The 18,757-nt window shown below is 62.0% G+C and carries 18 protein-coding genes; 3 read left to right on the top strand and 15 right to left on the bottom strand.

Annotated features, from left to right (window positions below; all coding sequences use genetic code 11):
• Nucleotides 1-11: 11 nt before the first annotated feature.
• Nucleotides 12-2,147: an ATP-dependent DNA helicase DinG gene (gene dinG / locus BM194_RS12610; protein ID WP_092847251.1), complete on the bottom strand. Its 2,136-nt coding sequence runs from the start codon at nucleotides 2,145-2,147 to the stop codon at nucleotides 12-14.
• A gap of 8 nt (nucleotides 2,148-2,155) precedes the next feature.
• Nucleotides 2,156-3,430, bottom strand: a complete 1,275-nt coding sequence (gene rhlB, locus BM194_RS12605; RefSeq protein WP_092847250.1) for an ATP-dependent RNA helicase RhlB — start codon at nucleotides 3,428-3,430, stop codon at nucleotides 2,156-2,158.
• A gap of 158 nt (nucleotides 3,431-3,588) precedes the next feature.
• Here rhlB and BM194_RS12600 point away from each other — a divergent pair, with 158 nt between their 5' ends.
• A complete protein-coding gene (locus BM194_RS12600; RefSeq protein WP_092847248.1) occupies nucleotides 3,589-3,834 on the top strand; it encodes a hypothetical protein in 246 nt (81 codons plus the stop codon).
• Nucleotides 3,834-4,649 (top strand): exodeoxyribonuclease III, encoded by an 816-nt coding sequence (xthA, locus tag BM194_RS12595; protein WP_092847246.1) that lies wholly within the window; start codon nucleotides 3,834-3,836, stop codon nucleotides 4,647-4,649. The genes BM194_RS12600 and xthA overlap by 1 nt, the downstream gene beginning before the upstream one ends.
• A gap of 32 nt (nucleotides 4,650-4,681) precedes the next feature.
• On the opposite strand, the gene BM194_RS12590 is transcribed toward xthA, so the two are convergent.
• The 8 genes from BM194_RS12590 to BM194_RS12555 all read right to left on the bottom strand — a co-directional run bounded on the left by BM194_RS12590 (nucleotide 4,682) and on the right by BM194_RS12555 (nucleotide 11,643).
• Nucleotides 4,682-5,869 carry a tetratricopeptide repeat protein gene (locus tag BM194_RS12590; protein ID WP_244890956.1) on the bottom strand — a complete coding sequence of 396 codons (1,188 nt, stop codon included), beginning with the start codon at nucleotides 5,867-5,869 and terminating at the stop codon, nucleotides 4,682-4,684.
• Between the two features lie 51 nt (nucleotides 5,870-5,920).
• The gene (locus tag BM194_RS12585) at nucleotides 5,921-6,685 is read right to left on the bottom strand and encodes an energy transducer TonB (RefSeq protein WP_092847242.1); all 765 of its coding nucleotides are present in this window, start codon (nucleotides 6,683-6,685) and stop codon (nucleotides 5,921-5,923) included.
• Nucleotides 6,685-7,089, bottom strand: coding sequence for an ExbD/TolR family protein (locus BM194_RS12580; protein ID WP_092847240.1), 405 nt, complete (start codon nucleotides 7,087-7,089; stop codon nucleotides 6,685-6,687). Before BM194_RS12580 ends, BM194_RS12585 begins: the two co-directional genes overlap by 1 nt.
• Nucleotides 7,082-7,627 (bottom strand): MotA/TolQ/ExbB proton channel family protein, encoded by a 546-nt coding sequence (locus BM194_RS12575; protein WP_092847238.1) that lies wholly within the window; start codon nucleotides 7,625-7,627, stop codon nucleotides 7,082-7,084. Before BM194_RS12575 ends, BM194_RS12580 begins: the two co-directional genes overlap by 8 nt.
• The gene (locus tag BM194_RS12570; protein WP_092847236.1) at nucleotides 7,611-8,990 is read right to left on the bottom strand and encodes a MotA/TolQ/ExbB proton channel family protein; all 1,380 of its coding nucleotides are present in this window, start codon (nucleotides 8,988-8,990) and stop codon (nucleotides 7,611-7,613) included. Before BM194_RS12570 ends, BM194_RS12575 begins: the two co-directional genes overlap by 17 nt.
• Complete coding sequence (locus BM194_RS12565; RefSeq protein WP_092847234.1) at nucleotides 8,987-9,781, bottom strand: DUF3450 domain-containing protein; 795 nt, start codon at nucleotides 9,779-9,781, stop codon at nucleotides 8,987-8,989. The genes BM194_RS12570 and BM194_RS12565 overlap by 4 nt, the downstream gene beginning before the upstream one ends.
• A gap of 186 nt (nucleotides 9,782-9,967) precedes the next feature.
• The gene (locus tag BM194_RS12560; RefSeq protein WP_092847232.1) at nucleotides 9,968-10,894 is read right to left on the bottom strand and encodes an electron transfer flavoprotein subunit alpha/FixB family protein; all 927 of its coding nucleotides are present in this window, start codon (nucleotides 10,892-10,894) and stop codon (nucleotides 9,968-9,970) included.
• Nucleotides 10,891-11,643: an electron transfer flavoprotein subunit beta/FixA family protein gene (locus tag BM194_RS12555; RefSeq protein ID WP_092847230.1), complete on the bottom strand. Its 753-nt coding sequence runs from the start codon at nucleotides 11,641-11,643 to the stop codon at nucleotides 10,891-10,893. Before BM194_RS12555 ends, BM194_RS12560 begins: the two co-directional genes overlap by 4 nt.
• A 411-nt stretch (nucleotides 11,644-12,054) precedes the next feature.
• Here BM194_RS12555 and BM194_RS12550 point away from each other — a divergent pair, with 411 nt between their 5' ends.
• Entirely contained in the window at nucleotides 12,055-13,710 is a 1,656-nt protein-coding gene (locus tag BM194_RS12550) for an electron transfer flavoprotein-ubiquinone oxidoreductase (protein WP_092847312.1), read from the top strand.
• Nucleotides 13,711-13,784: 74 nt separating this feature from the next.
• Here BM194_RS12550 and BM194_RS12545 read toward each other — a convergent pair whose 3' ends face one another.
• The 5 genes from BM194_RS12545 to BM194_RS12525 form a co-directional block, all read right to left on the bottom strand.
• Complete coding sequence (locus BM194_RS12545; RefSeq protein ID WP_092847229.1) at nucleotides 13,785-14,636, bottom strand: sulfurtransferase; 852 nt, start codon at nucleotides 14,634-14,636, stop codon at nucleotides 13,785-13,787.
• Complete coding sequence (locus BM194_RS12540; protein ID WP_092847228.1) at nucleotides 14,633-16,840, bottom strand: ATP-dependent helicase; 2,208 nt, start codon at nucleotides 16,838-16,840, stop codon at nucleotides 14,633-14,635. Before BM194_RS12540 ends, BM194_RS12545 begins: the two co-directional genes overlap by 4 nt.
• Nucleotides 16,837-17,400 (bottom strand): DUF1285 domain-containing protein, encoded by a 564-nt coding sequence (locus tag BM194_RS12535; RefSeq protein WP_092847227.1) that lies wholly within the window; start codon nucleotides 17,398-17,400, stop codon nucleotides 16,837-16,839. The genes BM194_RS12540 and BM194_RS12535 overlap by 4 nt, the downstream gene beginning before the upstream one ends.
• Before the next feature lie 26 nt (nucleotides 17,401-17,426).
• Nucleotides 17,427-18,254, bottom strand: coding sequence for a TatD family hydrolase (locus BM194_RS12530; RefSeq protein WP_092847226.1), 828 nt, complete (start codon nucleotides 18,252-18,254; stop codon nucleotides 17,427-17,429).
• 120 nt (nucleotides 18,255-18,374) lie between these two features.
• Nucleotides 18,375-18,710: a PilZ domain-containing protein gene (locus tag BM194_RS12525; RefSeq protein WP_092847225.1), complete on the bottom strand. Its 336-nt coding sequence runs from the start codon at nucleotides 18,708-18,710 to the stop codon at nucleotides 18,375-18,377.
• Nucleotides 18,711-18,757 lie beyond the last annotated feature (47 nt).

Below are 18,757 nucleotides of genomic sequence, written 5' to 3'. Positions count from 1 at the left end.
AGTGGCGAAAGTTACTGAGCAATTCCATCGATCTCGCGCCGGAACGGGGGCAATGAATCGAGCAGCGCCCTACCGTAGCGGCGAGTCAGCACACGCCGATCCAGTAGCGTGATGCGTCCGCAGTCGGCTTCCTTGCGTATCAGCCTGCCGCACGCCTGTACCAGCTTGACCGAGGCATCGGGCACCGAAATACGCATGAACGGATTGCCGCCCCGACTCTCGATCCACTCTGCCATGGTAGCTCCAACCGGATCGTCGGGTACTGCAAAAGGCAGGCGAGTAATCACCACATGGGTCAGGTAATCCCCTGGCAAGTCAATGCCTTCTGCGAAGCTGGCCAAGCCGAAGATGATACTGCCCTCCCCGGCATCGATACGTTTGCGATGACGTTCGATGAGCTCGCGCTTGGGCAGGCGATCCTGGGAAAGGATGCGGTCATGCAGTGATCGGGGTAGCGCTTTTTCCACCGCACGCATCTGGGCGCGCGACGAAAACAGCATCAATACCGCCTCGGTCGACTCCAGCGAGGCCACGAAATCGACGATGGCTCGCTCGTGCAACTCGCGGTCGGCAGGATCCACTGCAGCCCTGGGTACGCTCAGCACCGCCTTCGAGTAGTCGAAGGGGCTTGGCAATCGCTGATAGCGATAACGATTGGCCAGCCCGGCCCGTTCCTGGAGCCGCTCGAAGCGGCCCAGCGCCGTCAGCGTCGCCGAGGTAATGACCGCGCCAAAGCAACTGCCCCAGAGGTAGCGCGCCAGGGTTTCCGCCGCCGAGACCGGGCTGGCGGAGAAGGTCAACTCGCTATCGCCGCCCTGCTGTTCGAAGGTCAGCCAGCGCGCCTGGGGAGGCTCGCCTTCCCTGTCGTCAGCCGCCATGGCCTGCCATAAGGCGTGGGCCTCCATCGCTCGCCCATGCAGCAGTGCCACCAGCGGCAACCAAGGCTCGGCCTGCTCCTTTGCCAGCCCCGTCGATTTTTCAGGATCGAGGCTTTCGCGCAGGATGTCGGCCATGGTTTCCAGGTTGCGTGCCAGCTCGGCAAACGGCACGACCAGGGCCGAGGCCAATTCACGCAGCGGCTCGGGAGCGCGACCCATGGCAAAGCGGTGATGCCGGGTATCCTCCCCGGCTCCCTGAGGGAGCTCGGCAAGCTGATGCCCCAGCGCAAACGCTTCCCCGAGACGGGGTTCGAGCGCTGCGATCAGCTCGGGAAAACCGGCCAGTAGCCTGGCCAGCGTCGGCTGGGTGGCGAGTGCCGCATTCAATTCGGTCAGCGACTTCTTGAGAGTCCGCAGCCATCGCAGCGTGGCGTTGACACCGAAGCGGTGATAAAAGTGCTCCAGCGCCTTATCCGGCAGGTGGTGTCCTTCATCGAAGACATAAATACAATCCTTGGGCGGTGGCAGCACGATACCCCCACCCAACGCCAGGTCAGCCAATACCAGGTCATGGTTGGCGACGATGATGTCGGCCTGATCGAGATGACGCCGCGCCCGGAAGAAAGCGCAAGCGCTGAAGTGACTACAGCGACGATTCGTGCATTGGCGGTGATCGGTAGTCAACCGACGCCAATGACCATTCTCGATGGCACCTGGCCAGCTATCCCGATCCCCCTCCCAGCGTCCGCCGCCATAAGCCTCAGCCAATTCCTGCACCAGAGCATGAAAGTCATCGCCGTCACGGGATTCAAGTGCCTGCTCGAACAGCGATAGCGTCGGGTTCTCCTCGACACCATCCATTGCCTGATCCAGCTTGGCCACACATAGATAGCGCCCGCGCCCCTTGGCAAGGGCATAGTTGAACGACAGGCCGCTGTGCTTCTTGAGTGCCGGCAGGTCCTGATGCAACACCTGCTCCTGCAGCGCCACAGTGGCGGTCGAAACGATGAGCCGCTTGCCTCGCGCCTGGGCGACCGGCAAGGCTGACAACAGATACGCCAGAGTCTTGCCAGTCCCTGTTCCCGCCTCGAGCACACAAATATGCTCGTTGGAAAGGCGACGCCCAGTGTCATCTGCTTCGATGGAAGCCAGCGTGCGGGCAATCTCGGCGATCATCAACCGCTGACCGTACCGAGGCGTCAGCTCAAGCCCCTCCAGGACCCGGCGGTAGGCGGACTGGATTTCGTCCTTCAGGGACTCGTCAAGCATGGCAAGTCTCAAAGCAGCCCTTCTGGCGGGTGCTCGCACGGCAACTTGTCGTTGATGAAGCGCTCGATCTCGGGCAGCGAAAAGGCATCCTCCTCACCCACGAAACTGATCGACACGCCCTTGGCGCCCGCCCGCCCGGTACGGCCGATCCGGTGCACATAATCCTCCGGATCTTCAGGCAGCGTGTAGTTGATGACGTGACTGACGTCGTCGATGTGGATGCCGCGACCTGCCACATCGGTAGCCACCAGCACTGTCACCTCGCCCTCACGAAAACGCTCGAGCGTCTTGATGCGCTGATTTTGCGGCACGTCACCGGACAGCATCGCCACGTTGACATCGGCCTTGCGCAGCAGGTCGTCCAGCTTGCGGACCAGATCACGCCGGTTGCCGAACACCATGACACGCTCGAAGTCTTCCTGCTTGAGCAGGTTGACCAGCAAGCGCTGCTTGTCGTCGTCACTGACGAGGTAGACCCGCTGATCGATATGCGCGGCATTATCGACGGTAACTTCGATCTCGACATGCGCCGGCTGGTGGGTCCACTGGCTGGCAAGGTTGAGGATGTCCTGCGTGAACGTCGCCGAGAACAGGAATGTCTGCCGCTCTTCCTTCTTGGGCGTGTAGCGGATGATGCGCTTGACATCGGGAATGAACCCCATCGACAGCATGCGGTCCGCCTCGTCGAGCACCAGCACCTCGACCTGACTCAGGTCGATGTCGCGCTTTTGATGGAAATCGAGCAGGCGCCCGGGGGTTGCCACCAGTATATCGAGCTTCTTGCCCAGATTGTCGCGCTGTTTCTGGTAGTCCATGCCACCGACCACACTGGCCACGTTGAGCGACGTGAAGCGGGCAAGCGCCTTGGCATCCTTTTCGATCTGCAGGGCCAGTTCACGCGTCGGCGCCACGATGAGGGCTCGCGGCGCACCAGGCAGTTGTCCATCGGGCGCATCTTCCTCAAGAAAATAGGCCAGCATGGAAATCAGGAAGGCTGCCGTCTTGCCGGTGCCGGTCTGGGCCTTGCCCACGACATCGCCACCCAGCAGGGTATGTGACAGTGCCTCGGCCTGAATCGGCGTGCAGTATTCAAACCCCAAGGCGTGGATGGCCCGCATCAGCGGCAGCGGCAGGTCGAAATCATGAAACCGCCACTTGCCTGCAACCGGCGCTACCTGGAACTGGCGCAAATCCCAGCTGGACTGCGACCTGCGCGGCTTGCGCCGGCGACGCTTGGGCTTGCGGTTCTGTGCCGGCGTTGGGATCTTTTCCGACTCACTCATAGGCTTGAGATTCTATTCCGGAATGCGATGAATGAAAAAACAAACCGCCATTGTAACAGCCATTGGCCATCGGGGCGCGCCCCGTCATCGTTCACTATGCCTGTCGGCTCTTCCCGTGTAGCTGGTAGAATCGACGCCATCCATCACAGGAACAAGCAATGACCCGCAAGAAGAAAACGCGCTCGCTGGCCGACAAGGTGACCCTCCGTACCGGCCGGCGCAAGGATTATCGAAAGTGGCGCCATGAAAATCCCGACGAGGTGACCTCTTCGCGCCGATTCGTTCAGAAAAAGCGCCAGCAGAGAAAATCTCAGGCTGCCCGCAAGCAGGCTCGCCAACAGGATGCGCCGAGGCTGGATCTTCATGAACGCCCCAAGGATACCGACGAAAAAGGAGACGAGTGATGCGCCTGGTATCCTTCAACATCAATGGGATTCGCGCCCGGCTTCATCAACTGGAAGCGCTGATAGCCTCACACTCGCCGGATATCATCGGCCTGCAGGAAACCAAGGTGCAGGATGATGAATTTCCCATCGATGCCGTGCGAAAGCTGGGCTATCACGTCTATTACCACGGGCAGAAAGGGCACTATGGCGTCGCCCTGCTGTGTCGCGAAGAACCCGAGGCAGTCTTCTACGGTTTTCCGGACGATGGCGAGGAAGCCCAGCGCCGGCTGATCGGCGCGAGACTCAGAGGTAGTGACGGCCAGGTCATGACTGTCTGGAACGGCTATTTCCCCCAAGGGGAGAACGTCGATCACCCGACGAAGTTTCCCAATAAGGAGCGTTTCTACGCGCAGTTGCTGCGACTGCTCGAAGAGACGCATCATCCCGATGAGCACATCGCGGTCATGGGCGACTTCAACGTTTCACCCGAGGACATTGACATCGGCATCGGAGAGCCCAACCGCAAGCGCTGGCTGCGCGAAGGCAAGACCAGCTTCCAGCCGATCGAACGGGAATGGCTCGGGCGCATCAAGTCATGGGGCCTGCAGGACTGCTACCGTGTTTGTCACCCGAACAACAGCGATTACTTCAGCTGGTTCGACTACCGCTCGCGCGGGTTCGAGCGCGACCCCAAGCGCGGACTGCGCATTGACTATATCCTGGCCAGTCCACCGTTGGCTGCACGCGTTACGGAATCGGGTATCGACTATGTCCTGCGAGGCATGGAAAGACCGTCCGATCATGCCCCGGTATGGGCGGAATTTGACCTTTAAACTTGCACGCCAGCTTGGGCTTTCGCCCGAGCCTAACGACTCGAGGGTTCTTCACCTCCCCCATCGAGTACGGCCAGCCAGGCTTCGGCCTGACTAGCCCCTGCCTGCCGCGCCGCCCTGAATGCCTGGCGGGCCTGCTCGGGTTCCTCGAGTTCGACATGGGCAACGCCTTCCAGCAACCAGGCCCGGGCGGCCTCGCCTCCCGTTTCACGCGCCTTGGCCAGCGCATCGATCGCCGCCTGCCAGCGCCCCCAGCCATAAGCCAGCTCGCCAAGCCGCTGCCAATCCTGGCCAGCGTGTGTCCGCTCGGCCAGTGCACGCCAGGCTTCCAACGCTCGATCACGACTCTTTGCTGCCGTCCATGCTTCGGCCAATAAACGCATGTTGGCTTTGTCGCGCGGCAACGTGCCCTCTTCCAAGGCCTGCTCGAGGTATTCTGCTGCCCTGGCAGGCGTCCCGCCAGACAGGTGCAGCTGCACCAGCTGGCGCAAATCCTCCGAGGAAGTCAGTACGCCCTGGCGCCAGGCAGCGTCCCAGAGCGCTGCGGCCCGACCAGCGTATCCCAACCTCTGCGCCAACGCTGCTGCACGACGCCAGGCCTCCGGAGCGTCACTCCCCCGAGATAGCCGCTCGTCCAGCAAGGCCAGTGCAATATCGTTGCGCCCAGCTCGCTGATAGATGCTCGCTGCCAGCTCAAGACGCTCGTTGCCTGCAGCGTTGTCGGCCTGTCGGGCGCGATCCACCCATTCCGCCGCCGCTTGCCACTGTGACTGATTGGCCAACTGTTGCGCCATCAACCAATAATCGCTCGCCTCTGCCTGTCCGCCGGCCTGTTTCAACCAACTCTCGAGAAGCTCCCCCCCTTGTTCGGCCTGACCGGCACGTAAACGCAGTCGCGCTTCCTGATTCAACCAACGAAGGCGCTGCGCTTCATCGACACCCTCAATGCCGCGTGCAGTGGCAAACAAATCAGCCGCCTGCACGTCGTTGCCCATGCGCGCCTCAGCGGTGGCAGCCATCTGCAGAAAAAGCGCTCTTGCCCAACGATCGGCTGCGTTGCCGCCTTCCAACCGTTCGGCAGCAGCCCTGGAGCGAGCCGCCACATCGGCGGTTTCGCCCTCGGAGAGGTGCTGCTGCATGGCTTCCAGGCTACGTACCATATCGGGACGCAGCGCCGGTGCGGCCTGGCCAATCGCAGGCAACACCACGATTGCCAACATTCCACACCCGCACATGAGGGCACGAAGCTGCCTGAACCTCACCATGCCTATCTATCCTTCGAGCTTGAATTCAAGTCGCTGTCGCGCTTCACGAGGCGCCGCTGCCGTAGGAAACTGCCAGTCGGCAATGGCACGCATGGCGGCACGCTCGAACACATTGCGCGGCCGAGCCTCCACGACCCGCAGCGAGCCTCTTTCCACCGTGCCATCCGGCTGGATGGTAAAACGCACCTCGACATACCCCTCGATCCCCCGCCTCAGGGCTCGCCGTGGATACTCGGGAGGTACCCGGCGTGTCGGCTGCGGGGAGGTGATTTCTCCGGTCGCCGCCGGGGCAGGACTCGCCGCCTGTCCGCTGTCGGCCAGCGACTCGGTGGGTACCGGTTGAGCCTGTGGGCTCGGCGCGGGAACGGGCTCGGCTTTCGGTGTCGGCTCGGGGCGCGGTTCAGGTTGTGTCGTCGGCTCGGGTTGCGGCTCGATTTGCGCCAACTCAGGCAGTTCCATCTCCTGAGGTATGACAGGCGTTTCCATGGCCGGCAACTCGGGCTCGGGCATGGCGATCTGGCTATCGTTTACCGGGCTCGGCATCGGCACTGGCGGTGGAGGCGGCGTTGGTGCCGGCGGCGCTGGTGCAGCTTCGGCCGGACTCGCGGTCTGCTCGGGGGCCTGCTCGGCGGGTACCTCGACCATGGAGACCGAAAGTGGCATCTCGACGACCTTGCGGTCGTCTTCCGGCGGCGCCACCAGCAACGCCAGCAGGAAGAACAGTACCAGCGCCAGCGCAATCCCCCCTGCCGCGCCCAGCAGGTAACGCATCAGTTGCTCCCTCGGGTGGCGGCGACCGCGACATTATCGACACCCGCTTCGCGTATGCGGTCCATAACCTCAACCAGCAAGCCCGTCGTCGAATTGCGGTCAGCCTGGATGACGACACTACCCTCAGCGCTCACCATGCCGGCTACCGCCGGCCCCACCCGATGAGTATCCACCGGCTTGCCATCGACCCACACCGACCCTTCATGACTGATGGCAACCATGACCTGTGCATCTGGACGCGGCGAGGCAGCCGAAGACTCGGGACGATCAATCTCGATACCGCTTTCCTTGACGAAGCTGGTCGTGACAATGAAGAAGATCAGCATGATGAAAACCACATCCAGCATCGGCGTCAGATTGATTTCGGCCGCTTCGCCATCGCCCTGCATTCGGCGCCTACGCATGGCTCCTCTCCCTATCTTCTTCTGCGGCACGGGCCATGCGGTCATGCAACCGCTGATCCTCACGCCGTATCACCTGTTCCAGACGCGTCGTGAAAAGCAGTCCAACCACGGCAACCGCCATGCCCGCGAGCGTCGGCAGGGTGGCTCTTGCCACCCCATCGGCCATCGCTCGGGCCTGGCCTACATCGGTCATGGCCAGGCTATCGAACACATGGATCATGCCGGTTACCGTGCCCAGCAGACCCAGCAATGGACACAGGGCGACCAGCAACTTGAGCCAGGGCAACGGTTGGCGCAGGCGAGCGATCAAGTCGCGAGTCCAGACTTCACGCAGCGTCAATGCACTCCAACTGGCATGGTCGCGGCGTGCACTCCAGCGCGAGACCAGGGCCTGCCGCGCCTTGCGATGCGTAAAACGCCAGTAGAACCAGCGCTCGAGCCCCAGGGCAAACAGGGCAGTAGCCACCAGCGCAATCACGACCAGCACCGCCCCGCCGGACTCGACAAGACGATAGAGTGGATCAAGCAAGAGTGGCATGGCGACGCTCGCTGACCTCCCCGGGCCGGGATTCAAGATGCTCTGCCAACACGGCGCTGGCACGACCTTCAAGCGTTCCTATCAGGTCGCGACTGCGGCTGGCCAGAGCGGTCTGGGCAAACAGCAGGGGCACGGCTGTGATCAACCCCAATACAGTAGTAACCAAGGCCTGACTGATCCCACCCGCCATCAGCTGTGGATCGCCGGTACCGAACACCGTGATCGACTGAAAGGTCACGATCATTCCCGTGACGGTACCCAACAGCCCCAGCAATGGCGCGACAGCAGCCAGCAACTTGACCAGTGGCTGGCCACGTTCCAGGCGCGGCTGCTCGGCCAGGAGCGCCTCATCGAGACGGGCCTCCAGCGCTTCCGGCGCATGCCCCTCCCCCAAGGCGTTGAAGCGCGCCAAAACACGCCCCAGCGGATTGTCCTGGCGTAAGGTGTCTGGCTCGCGCAACTGTCGGCGCATACGAACCGTCACCAACAGTAAATAGACATACTGTGCCAAGGCGATGAGCAGCCCGATGCATCCCAACGCTACCACGACGTAACCCACCGCGCCCCCCTGCTGGAAACGCTCCCAAAGCGTGGGTTGCTGTGCCAAGGCATCCAGTACGGCTCCACGTGCCGGATCGAAGGCCACAACGTCACCGTTTCCTGAGCGGTACGCCTCGAGAAGCTCCGATACATAGGGCGGGGTATGCTCGGCGACGCTCAATGGCCCTGACTCGCCGGGCACCTGCAGCAGTTGGCCATCACTGAAGCCCAGGTAGTCGCCAAGACGGACGACCTCGCGTGACGAGACATTGCCGGCGGCATCGGCGACTGGCGCAGTGAACTCGATAGCCTGGCCGCTTTCCACCGTGAGCGACATCAGGCTGTCGCCGAGCGAAGCCAGCGTGGCAACATCCAGCAGTCCATCGTCCTCGAGGCGTTGGGGAAGCTGCGCCTGCCCACCCACCGTGAGCCAGCTTTCATTCAGCGCGTTGCGCAGGTCGCTGGCATGGCGTCGCGCGACATCGTAGACACTTTCGAGATCGCCCGCTTCTTCGCCACGGCGCTCCCGCAGCTCGGCAAGACGCGCCTGTTGCTCGGATTGCCGGGTTTCCAGCGCTTCCTGGCGTTCCCTTGCCTGAGCCAGTGATTCGCGCGCTTCGCTCAAGGCCGCGTCCAGTGCCTGCTGATCATTCAGCAGGACTTCGAGACGCTGGCGATCGCGTGCTTCAGCCGCCTGGTAATCGGCGCGCAGGGTTTCCAGAATTGCTTGCCCGGCATCCTCACTGTTGGCTGCATCCTGAGCGAACCCCGTCAGAGGCAAGCAGGACATCACGCCCCATGTCAGCAGACAACGCAGCTTCATGATGCCTCCTTGCCTTGTGATCCGGCACCGGTCACATCAATAGACGTGGGCAAGGCCAACAATTCAGGCGCACGCTGCTCACGCGCAATGCGCAATCCTTTGTGCACCTCGGCAAGTTGATCGTCATTGAGCGGTTGCCACTGGTTGCGACGGCTCTTCCAGACGCCTCCCTCACTGCCATCGGGCGTCACGTAATACCACCCAACACGTCCCAAGCGCAGATAGTCGACTTCGCGATTTTCCGCGCCGACGAGTTGGCCTCGCCAGGCATCCATTTCTCGCCCGTAGTCGAGTTCCGTGCGCCAGGCAGCCAATAACCGGTCCAGTTTGTCCGACGCACTCAATTCAGCGTTGACCAACATGTTCTCGAGGTCTTCGACGCGTGCCAGGCGCTCTTCCTGCAGGAACGGCAGGTCCGCTTGCACCCATTGACGCAGCCGCTCGACCATGTCCCTAAGCAACACTGGTAGCGTCTCCCGAGTCTCCGAGAGCGTACTTAGGGCTTGCTCACGCTGCGCAATGGTCTTTGCCTGACGCTCGACCAACGGGGCCAGTTCCGCGTTGTAGGCCTTGAGCCTGTCGGCTTCACGCTCTGCGGCACGCAGCTCGCGGAGCGCTTCGCGGGTCGCCTCGTCGGCCGCATCGATCTTTTCCTGCAACCCGGCTTGCTCACGTTGCGCCTCGATGCTTTCCTCGCGCACGTCGCTCTGTGCCAGCGCCAGAGTACATGCTCCCATCAGGAGCATGACGACGGACAGACGACGGGAACGGCGCAATCGTCCTTGCTTCATGTATCTTGCGCTCATCAATGCCTCACTGACGCTGCGAGCGCAGTAATTGCCACGCCGCAGCATGTGTCTCAGAACAAATGACCAAGCTAATACAAACAAGAACAATTATCAATAAAGACCTGGTCCCGCCCATGAAAAAACCGGCTCCTTGTGGAGCCGGTTCTCGTTCGACGCATCGCGCCGTGCTTACAGCTTCTGCTCGAGCTCGGGCAGGATCTGGAACAGGTCGCCGACCAGGCCGTAATCCGCGACCTGGAAGATCGGTGCCTCTTCGTCCTTGTTGATCGCCACGATCACCTTGGAGTCCTTCATTCCCGCCAAATGCTGGATCGCCCCGCTGATGCCCACCGCGATGTACAGCTCCGGGGCGACGATCTTGCCCGTCTGGCCGACCTGCATGTCATTGGGCACGAAGCCGGCATCTACCGCTGCGCGCGACGCGCCGATCGCTGCACCCAGCTTGTCGGCAATACCCTCGAGCAGCTTGAAGTTTTCACCGTTGCCCATGCCTCGCCCACCGGAAATGACCACCCGGGCCGCGGATAGCTCGGGGCGCTCGCTCTGCTCGAGCTGCTCATCAACGAAGCGCGACAGGGAATTGTCGACCACCGTTTCGACCGCCTCGATGGCCGCATTACCGGTCTCGCCTGCGGCATCGAACGCGGTGCCGCGTACCGTCAGCACCTTGAGCGCATCACCGCTCTGCACGGTGGCAATGGCATTGCCAGCGTAGATCGGCCGCTTGAAGGTATCGGCACTGACCACGTCGAGTATGTCGGAAATGGCAGCCACGTCCTTGAGCGCGGCCAGCCGCGGCAGTACGTTCTTGCCGGTCGTGGAGGAACTGGCCAGCACGTGGCTGTAGTCGTCGGCCAGAGCGACCAGCAGGTCGGCCAGCGGCTCGGCGAGCTGATGGGCATAGACGGCGTTATCGGCGACCCGAACCCGGGCCACGCCGTCGAGCTTCGCCGCCTGTTCGGCCACGCCTTGCACATCCTGGCCGGCGATCAGGATATCGATGTCGCCGCCGATCTGGCGGGCCGCCGTTACCACATGGGCAGTGGCACCGGCCAGCTGGCCGTCGTGGTGGTCGGCAAGAATCAGGATGCTCATGAGATCACCTTGGCTTCGTTCTTGAGTTTGTCGACCAGCTCATCCACCGAGCCTACCTTGATACCCCCCTTGCGCTCGGCCGGAGTCTCGACCTGCAGCAGGCTGACCTTCGAGCCGGTGTCGACACCCAGCTCCTCGGGAGTCTTGGTATCGAGCGGCTTCTTCTTGGCCTTCATGATGTCGGGCAGCTTGGCATAGCGCGGCTCATTGAGACGCAGGTCAGTGGTGACGATGGCCGGCAGGTTGAGTGACACGGTTTGCAGGCCGCCATCGATCTCACGGGTCACATCGACCGTGCCGTCCTTGACGTCGACCTTCGAAGCGAAGGTCCCCTGCCCCCAGCCAGTCAGCGCGGCCAGCATCTGCCCGGTCTGGTTGTTGTCGGTGTCGATGGCCTGCTTGCCAAGGATGACCAGTTGCGGCTGCTCCTCGTCGGCAACGCGCTTGAGCAGCTTGGCTACAGCCAACGACTCGACGCGCTCGTCGGTGGCGACATGGATGGCACGATCGGCGCCCAGCGCCAGCGCGGTGCGCAACTGCTCCTGGGCGGCCTTGGGCCCAACCGTCACTGCCACGATCTCGCTGGCGATGCCCTTTTCCTTGAGACGTACCGCTTCTTCCACGGCAATCTCGCAGAACGGGTTCATGGCCATCTTGACGTTGGTGAGATCAACGTCGGTGTGATCCGCCTTGACGCGGATCTTGACGTTGTAGTCGATGACGCGTTTGACCGCGACGAGTACTTTCATGGCGTCCTCGTTAAGTTTTCGCTTGTTAGAACCAGCCGTTATAAATTCATGCAAGCGTTTGATAGGGAGTCGAAGCCGTAAAGAAACGTAGTGTGCCACAGCTTGGTAAGCGGCCCAATATGGCCTTGCGCGTAGCTGATAGCGATTAGTACTTAGAGCATATCACTAGCACGAAAGCAGAGTGGAAGCAAACGACCGTTTTAAATATAGTGTGACCAGTGGCGGCATGAGCGGGCTGCAACGTGCCTGCCCCACCCTATACGCGATATGATGTGCCGCAGTGAAACGCCTGAGGTGCGGAACATCGGTAACGCTCGCCAGCAATGGCGCATAAGAATGATAGCCAAGACTACGGTGCCGCCGCATGTGGGCACCGCTCGACCGAGGAGATGATACGTGGAACGCGAACACATGGACTTCGATGTGGTCATCGTCGGCGCCGGCCCCAGCGGTTTGGCCGCCGCTTGCCGTCTGATGCAGCAAGCCAATGAGGCCGAGCGCGCACTCAGCGTCTGTGTGGTCGAAAAAGGCTCCGAAGTCGGCGCACATATCCTTTCGGGCGCCATCTTCGAGCCACGCGCTCTCGACGAGCTGTTCCCGGACTGGGCCGAACGTGGCGCACCTTTGACCACGCCGGCGATACGCGACGAGGTCTATCTTCTCAAGGACGAACGCTCCGCGCGCAAGCTGCCCAATGCCCTGGTACCCAAGACGATGCATAACGTGGGTACCCCCGGGGCCGAAAGCGGACAGAATTACGTGATCAGCGCCGGGAACCTGTGCCGCTGGCTGGGCGAACAAGCCGAGGAACTCGGCGTCGAGATCTTCCCCGGCTTCGCTGCTCAGGAGGTTCTGTATGATGTGAGCGGTACGGTACGCGGCATCATTACCGGCGACATGGGCGTCGGCGCTGATGGCGAGCCCAAGGAGGGTTACATGCCCGGCATGGAGCTGCGCGCCAAGTACACCCTGTTCGCCGAAGGTGCTCGCGGCCATCTCGGCAAACGCCTCATCGAACGCTTCGACTTGGCCGCGGGGCGGGATCCGCAGCACTACGCCATCGGCTTCAAGGAACTCTGGGACATCCCCGCCGACCGGCACGAACCCGGCCTGGTCCTGCATGGCTCCGGCTGGCCGCTGGACAAGGACACCCACGGCGGCTTCTTCCTCTATCATGCCGAGAATCAACAGGTGGTGGTCGGCCTGATCATCGATCTTGCCTACCGGAACCCTTACCTGTCTCCCTTCGATGAGTTCCAGCGCATGAAGCATCATCCGCTGCTCAAGCAGTACCTCGAGGGCGGTTCCCGCGTGGCCTATGGGGCGCGGGCGATTACCAAGGGGGGCATCAACTGCTTGCCGAAGATGACCTTCCCGGGCGGACTGTTGATCGGTTGCGATGCCGGTACGCTCAATTTCGCCAAGATCAAGGGACTGCATACGGCCATGAAGTCAGGCCTGGTCGCGGCCGAGACGGTGTTCGAGGCCCTTCTGGGGGACGATGAAGGTGGCCAGGAACTTACCTCCTTCACCGCTCGCTGGGAACAGAGCTGGGCCTATCGCGAATTGCGCGAGACCGCCAACTTTGGCCCTGCAATTCACAAGTACGGCACAGTGATGGGTGGAGCCTACAACTTCATCGACCAATGGCTGGGTGGCAAGCTACCGCCGGTTCACGACACGACCCCCGACCATGCCAAGCTGGAGCAGGCCGCCCAAGGCCGCAAGATCGACTATCCCAAGCCCGATGGCAAGCTGTCCTTCGACAAGCCTTCTTCGGTCTTTCTCTCCAATACCAATCATGACGAGGATCAGCCAAGCCACCTTCGCCTCAAGGACCCTGCCGTCCCGATCCGCGACAATCTACCCAAGTTCGACGAGCCTGCTCAGCGTTACTGTCCTGTCGGTGTCTACGAAGTGATCGAGGGTGACGACGGTCAGCCGAAGTTCCAGATCAATTTCCAGAACTGCATCCATTGCAAGACCTGCGATATCAAGGACCCAGCACAGAACATCGAGTGGGTAGCGCCCGAAGGCGGCGGTGGACCCAATTATCCGAACATGTAAGAGCGTGTCGTTGCCCATCGGCATGCCAAGGCATGCCGATGTTTCTTGCGCTTGCCGAGCCGGGACGTTCGGAATCAGCTACCGGTCGCTACCGGTCGCCCGGGATCGCGAATCCAGTGACTCCACGAGCCGGCATAAAGCCGAGGCAAGAGACGCCCGGCGATCGCATAGGCCAGGATATTGTGACAGGCGGTCACGCCCGAGCCGCAATAACTGACCACCCGCTCGGCAGCCGGTAGTTCAGCGTCGAGTTGTTGAGGCGACTTGAAGACTCCCTGCTCGGCAAGATTCGCTGAACTCGGTCGGCATACGGCTCCGGGAATATGCCCTGCCACAGGATCAATGGGCTCGCTCTCGCCGCGGAAGCGTTCCAGCGAACGTGCGTCGACGGTCATGAACGAGGCATCTTCTGTAGACGCGGCCACCTCCATCGCATCGATCAAGGCATCATCATTGAAGGCAGGCTGCCAATGCCCCGGGGAAACGGGAGAGGGTTCACCCGGCAGCCGCTCGACTGCCATCTCGCCTCCCGATGCCTGCCAAGTGGGAAGCCCACCATCGAGTACACGCACGTCCGGGTGTCCAGCCCAGCACGACAGCATCCACCAGGCACGAGCTGCTGCCAGCTGTCCTCCACGATCGTCATAGACCACGACTGGTAACGAGTCACTCAGTCCCAGCCGCTTCACGGTGCGAGCGAATGCGTCTTGCGAAGGCAGCGGATGCCGGCCCCCTTCGCCGGGCGCGGCAGCCATGTCACGATCAAGGTCGAAATGCACGCTGCCGGGAATGTGGCCGGCCTCCCATAATTGTCGCCCGGCCTGCGACGATTCCAGACGAGCCCGGCAATCCAGAATGATCGGCGCATTCGCGCTGGCCATGGCAGTGCGCAGCGATTGCGCATCGATCAGACAATCTCGTTTCATGCAGGCGATCCTCCTTGTAGCACTTCGATGGGTGAGCGACGGGCGATCAAACGGCGGCGCCCAGCATGCACGAAGCGGACATCGATGACCGGATTGTCCGGATCACCCTCGACCACCAGTATCTCACCATTGCCGAATACGTCATGATGCACGTGTTGGCCCGGACGATAGGTCGCTGTAGGCTCTGCGACGGCAGCCGGTTGTAATGCCTCTTGGCGTGACGCGGCCTCGACCGCTATCTCGCTCCCCACCGCTGAGAGATAACGCCCCACCAGTGATGGGACATTCACCTCGACCGGACCGGCCTGTTGCTCCACCAACGCCCGGGCAACACGATTGCCATCCTGCCAGGCACTTTCGGCCAGAAAGCGGCTGGGGCGATGTTCGCCACTATCATGCAATATCAACAGGCGATCCTGCGCCCGGGTGATGGCAACGTAGAACAGGCGCCGTTCCTCCTCGAGGCGCTCCTCGTCGAGGGGGTTATCCTTACTGTAGTAAGGAAAGTCCTCCTCGTTCATGCCCCACAAGGCGACCAGCGGCCATTCGAGGCCCTTGGCACCATGCACGGTCGTGATCAGCGCCCCATCGCCCTGCTGCATGGGCTGGCGCTGTCGTTTGGCGAGCTCCTCCGGTGCGAGAGCCAGGTCATCCGCCTGCTCAATCAGCACATCGAGCAGGCGCACGTCTTCTTCCCCCTTTTCGCGACGCGCGGCGGCCCGCTTGAGCACCTTCTCGGCATCCAGGCGTTCGACCACGATTTCCAGCAACCTAGCTGGTGCGAGTCTGCCCAGCCTGGGCAATTCGCAGAGCAATTCCCAGCGCCGCTTGAGCGTACGCCGCTGAGCCGGCTTGAGTGAGTCAAGCAGCGCATCCTGTCGCCCCGGCCAGCTCTGTGTCTGCGCCAGATGTAGCGCCAAGGCCTGTAAACGCTCACGTGCCACGAACGAGGTCGGCTGCGACAAGAGCAGCAGGAGATGGGCTGGATCATGCAGCAATCGAGCATCCCGACTTAAGCGCAGGTAACCGGCCAGGGCCTGGACCAGCGGCAGGCGAAACACGTAACGCTCCTCACGCGCCAGGCGAAAGGGAATCCCTGCACGCAGGAGTTGTAACTGCACGGCAACGGAAAGTGTCCAGTTCCTGACCAGGACACAGGCCTGCTGGAGCGGACGGCCTCGTTGTTGCCATGCCTGAAGTTCCTCGACCAGCCGGCCAGCGCCCTGTCCCGCATCGATCGTCGTGACCGGGTTCTGCGGCGCCGCCACACAGAGCTGATCGGGGCGGCGGCGATTGCCGCGAATGGCATGATTGGCCGTCAATGCCAGGGCATGCCCATGACGGAACGTCGTCGACAGGGGGTAATCCGTGGCCTGGCCGAAGGTCGCCTCGAACCGTTCGAGCATGTAGTCGGGCCGCGCCCCCCGCCACTCATAGATACACTGGTTGGCATCACCGACCGCCATGACGTCGGCATGCGTTCCCGCCAGCACGGCCAGCAACCGTTGCTGGGCTTCGTTGATGTCCTGATATTCGTCGATGATGACGTGATCGAGAAACCCCTGAACCCGGGCACGCGCTTCCTCACTGGACTCCAGACAGCGCAGTGGACGGAAGAGCAGATCAGCGTAGGTCATGCGACCGTGCTGTTCGAGCAGCGCTTCGAAGTGCTCATAGGCATCGATGAAGTGACGGGTATCCGGGCCGAAATCCATGCGCTCGTAGAACTCGGTCGCGGACGTCATTTCCGCCTTGACCAGATCGCAGAAATTGCCGAGCGCCTCGAGACGCTCCGTATCCAGAGCCGCGTCGCGAGTCGCCTCGTCACTCCCCCCCAGACAATGCTGAACCGCTTGTCGCAGCAGGCGCTCGCGCTGCCAGTCTGCAGTCAGCAACTCGCGAGGCGACAGCCAGCCCCAGCGAGTCAGGCTCTGGTTGAGACGATGGCCAATGGAATGGAACGTGCGGACTTCTGGCAGGGACTGGCCCGGTGATGCCATGGCGGCCAGCTTGGCCGTGAAGTCTTCACGAGCAGCCCGGTTGAACATCAGCACCAGAATGCGGCGCGCCGGCACACCCTGCGCGAGCAGATGCAGTACACGCGCGACGAGTGTCGTGGTCTTTCCGGCACCCGCGACGGCAGCTACCCGAGCATGACCTCGATCGTGGCGAACGACAGCCCACTGCTCGTCGGTGAGCTTCACAGCAGCTCCGTATCGATCCAGCCCAACGGCTGCCAGCACCCGGCGCTGGTCAATCCAAGCTCGAGCCCCGCCCCGTGCTGGTGCTGATCGGCAAGCTCGACCAGCCGATAGAACACGTTGCGATTGAGCCGGGCACTCAGCCCGAAGCGCACCGAGACTTCAGGCACCGGCTCATCGGCAGGTGTCATGGTGACCGTCAATCGATGCCGGTCATCCAGCCGCACCCTGTCACCGACGTTGGTCGTCAACCACCAGATGCCTGCCCCCGTATCGTCATCGAGACATTCGGCATCGACGATCGCGAACGGCCGATCCTCAACACGTATGCGCATCTTCTCGACTGGCGTCACTAGATAGTAATCGCCGTCGCTCTCTCGACGCAGGACCGTCGACAGCAACCTGACCAGGCGAGGCCGACCGATGGGTGTCCCTTCATGCACCCAGACCCCGTCGCTGCGTATCACCAGGTCCATGTCTCCACAGAAATCGGGATTCCAGCGATCGACCGGCGGGATTTCGCCAGTCGCCTCGATGCGGGACAACAGCGGCTCCAGCGACATGCTCGTTCTCCTTTCCTGGCGGGGTATCAGATCATGTTGGCATCGGAAAGGATCTGGCGCATCTCTGCGGAGGCCTGAGGTGCCGCAGCACGGAAGAGGCGGTAGAAGTTGGCCGTGGTCTGCATGGCCACTTCATCAATGCTGATGCCCCGCTCGCGCGCGATACATTCGGCGACCTCCACCACCCACTGTGGTTCGTTAGGCTTGCCGCGATGTGGCACTGGGGCCAGGTAGGGGCTGTCCGTCTCGATCAGCAGTCGATCCAGCGGTACTCTCCTGGCCAGTTCGCGGATCGACTCGGCATTGCGGAAGGTCACGATTCCCGAGAGGGAAATGAAGAAGCCCAAGCGAACTGCCTCACGGGCCATGTCGATATCTTCCGTAAAGCAATGCAGCACACCGCCAACGGCCGGGTTGGTATGCTCGCGAATCAACTGCAGCGTCTCCTCGCGGGCATCACGGGTATGTACGATCACCGGCAACTCCAGCTCAGTCGCCGCCTGGAGGTGTCGCTTGAAACGCTCCCGCTGGATATTCCGGTCGATCGTGTCGTAATGGAAATCGAGGCCGGTCTCGCCGATCGCCACGACATCGAAACGTTCGGCACACGCCTTGATGGCCTCCATGCTCGGCTCGTCGTCAGCCGAATGCATGGGATGCACGCCCGCCGAGATGACCACGTCCTCGTGGGCACGTGCAATCCCGGCCAGGTTTTCGACACCATCGAGTGTCACGGCAATGGCCAGGAACTGGCGGACACCTCGTGCACGAGCGACATTCAGGGCTGCATCCAGGCTATCGCCGTGGGCGGCGAGATCGAGACGGTCGAGGTGACAGTGGGAATCAACAAACATGCATGTGGCTCTGTAATGATGGCAGCGATGATGACCTCGCCAGGCAGCGCGAGACGTCAGCACGGTCACTCATCGCGGGGTCGTAATGGGTGGCCGACATACGCACACCGACGATTCGGTTCAAAGCGTGTAAGTGGCAACCCCCTTGTCGAGTTGTCCAGCCAGGTGGTTTTCGATGCGATCGCGGACCAGTTGGTCATCGGCGCTGAATTGGATGCCGATGCCAGGCACCCGGCGCCCGGAAACGCCGGGCGGCGAGAGCCAGACGACATTTCCCGTCACCGGCAGGCGCTCGCTCTCGTCGGGCAGGGTCAGCAGCAGGAAAACCTCCTGACCGAGCGTGTAGCGCTCCTGGGTAGGCACGAAGATGCCGCCGCGCTCGAGGCTGGGCATGTAGGCAGACAATAGTGTCTGGGTATCCCGGATGGTCAGAGACATGGCTTTCTTGCCCACCATCGGTTCGCCCTCCGCTTGATGTGGTGGCATCACTTTACGAAAACCGG

The sequence above is a fragment of the Modicisalibacter xianhensis genome (genome assembly GCF_900113605.1).
GTDB classification, from domain to species: Bacteria; Pseudomonadota; Gammaproteobacteria; order Pseudomonadales; family Halomonadaceae; genus Modicisalibacter; species Modicisalibacter xianhensis.
Note: the sequence above shows the minus strand (reverse complement) of the source record. Positions and strands in the feature narration are given on the sequence as shown.

What these genes read in the sequence shown, in the direction of transcription:
- dinG (WP_092847251.1), bottom strand. Translation starts at nt 2,147, where the DNA reads ATGCTTGACGAGTCCCTGAAGGACGAAATCCAGTCCGCCTACCGCCGG.
- rhlB (WP_092847250.1), bottom strand. Translation starts at nt 3,430, where the DNA reads ATGAGTGAGTCGGAAAAGATCCCAACGCCGGCACAGAACCGCAAGCCC.
- BM194_RS12600 (WP_092847248.1), top strand. Translation starts at nt 3,589, where the DNA reads ATGACCCGCAAGAAGAAAACGCGCTCGCTGGCCGACAAGGTGACCCTC.
- xthA (WP_092847246.1), top strand. Translation starts at nt 3,834, where the DNA reads ATGCGCCTGGTATCCTTCAACATCAATGGGATTCGCGCCCGGCTTCAT.
- BM194_RS12590 (WP_244890956.1), bottom strand. Translation starts at nt 5,869, where the DNA reads ATGTTGGCAATCGTGGTGTTGCCTGCGATTGGCCAGGCCGCACCGGCG.
- BM194_RS12585 (WP_092847242.1), bottom strand. Translation starts at nt 6,685, where the DNA reads ATGCGTTACCTGCTGGGCGCGGCAGGGGGGATTGCGCTGGCGCTGGTA.
- BM194_RS12580 (WP_092847240.1), bottom strand. Translation starts at nt 7,089, where the DNA reads ATGCGTAGGCGCCGAATGCAGGGCGATGGCGAAGCGGCCGAAATCAAT.
- BM194_RS12575 (WP_092847238.1), bottom strand. Translation starts at nt 7,627, where the DNA reads ATGCCACTCTTGCTTGATCCACTCTATCGTCTTGTCGAGTCCGGCGGG.
- BM194_RS12570 (WP_092847236.1), bottom strand. Translation starts at nt 8,990, where the DNA reads ATGAAGCTGCGTTGTCTGCTGACATGGGGCGTGATGTCCTGCTTGCCT.
- BM194_RS12565 (WP_092847234.1), bottom strand. Translation starts at nt 9,781, where the DNA reads ATGAAGCAAGGACGATTGCGCCGTTCCCGTCGTCTGTCCGTCGTCATG.
- BM194_RS12560 (WP_092847232.1), bottom strand. Translation starts at nt 10,894, where the DNA reads ATGAGCATCCTGATTCTTGCCGACCACCACGACGGCCAGCTGGCCGGT.
- BM194_RS12555 (WP_092847230.1), bottom strand. Translation starts at nt 11,643, where the DNA reads ATGAAAGTACTCGTCGCGGTCAAACGCGTCATCGACTACAACGTCAAG.
- BM194_RS12550 (WP_092847312.1), top strand. Translation starts at nt 12,055, where the DNA reads ATGGACTTCGATGTGGTCATCGTCGGCGCCGGCCCCAGCGGTTTGGCC.
- BM194_RS12545 (WP_092847229.1), bottom strand. Translation starts at nt 14,636, where the DNA reads ATGAAACGAGATTGTCTGATCGATGCGCAATCGCTGCGCACTGCCATG.
- BM194_RS12535 (WP_092847227.1), bottom strand. Translation starts at nt 17,400, where the DNA reads ATGTCGCTGGAGCCGCTGTTGTCCCGCATCGAGGCGACTGGCGAAATC.
- BM194_RS12530 (WP_092847226.1), bottom strand. Translation starts at nt 18,254, where the DNA reads ATGTTTGTTGATTCCCACTGTCACCTCGACCGTCTCGATCTCGCCGCC.
- BM194_RS12525 (WP_092847225.1), bottom strand. Translation starts at nt 18,710, where the DNA reads ATGGTGGGCAAGAAAGCCATGTCTCTGACCATCCGGGATACCCAGACA.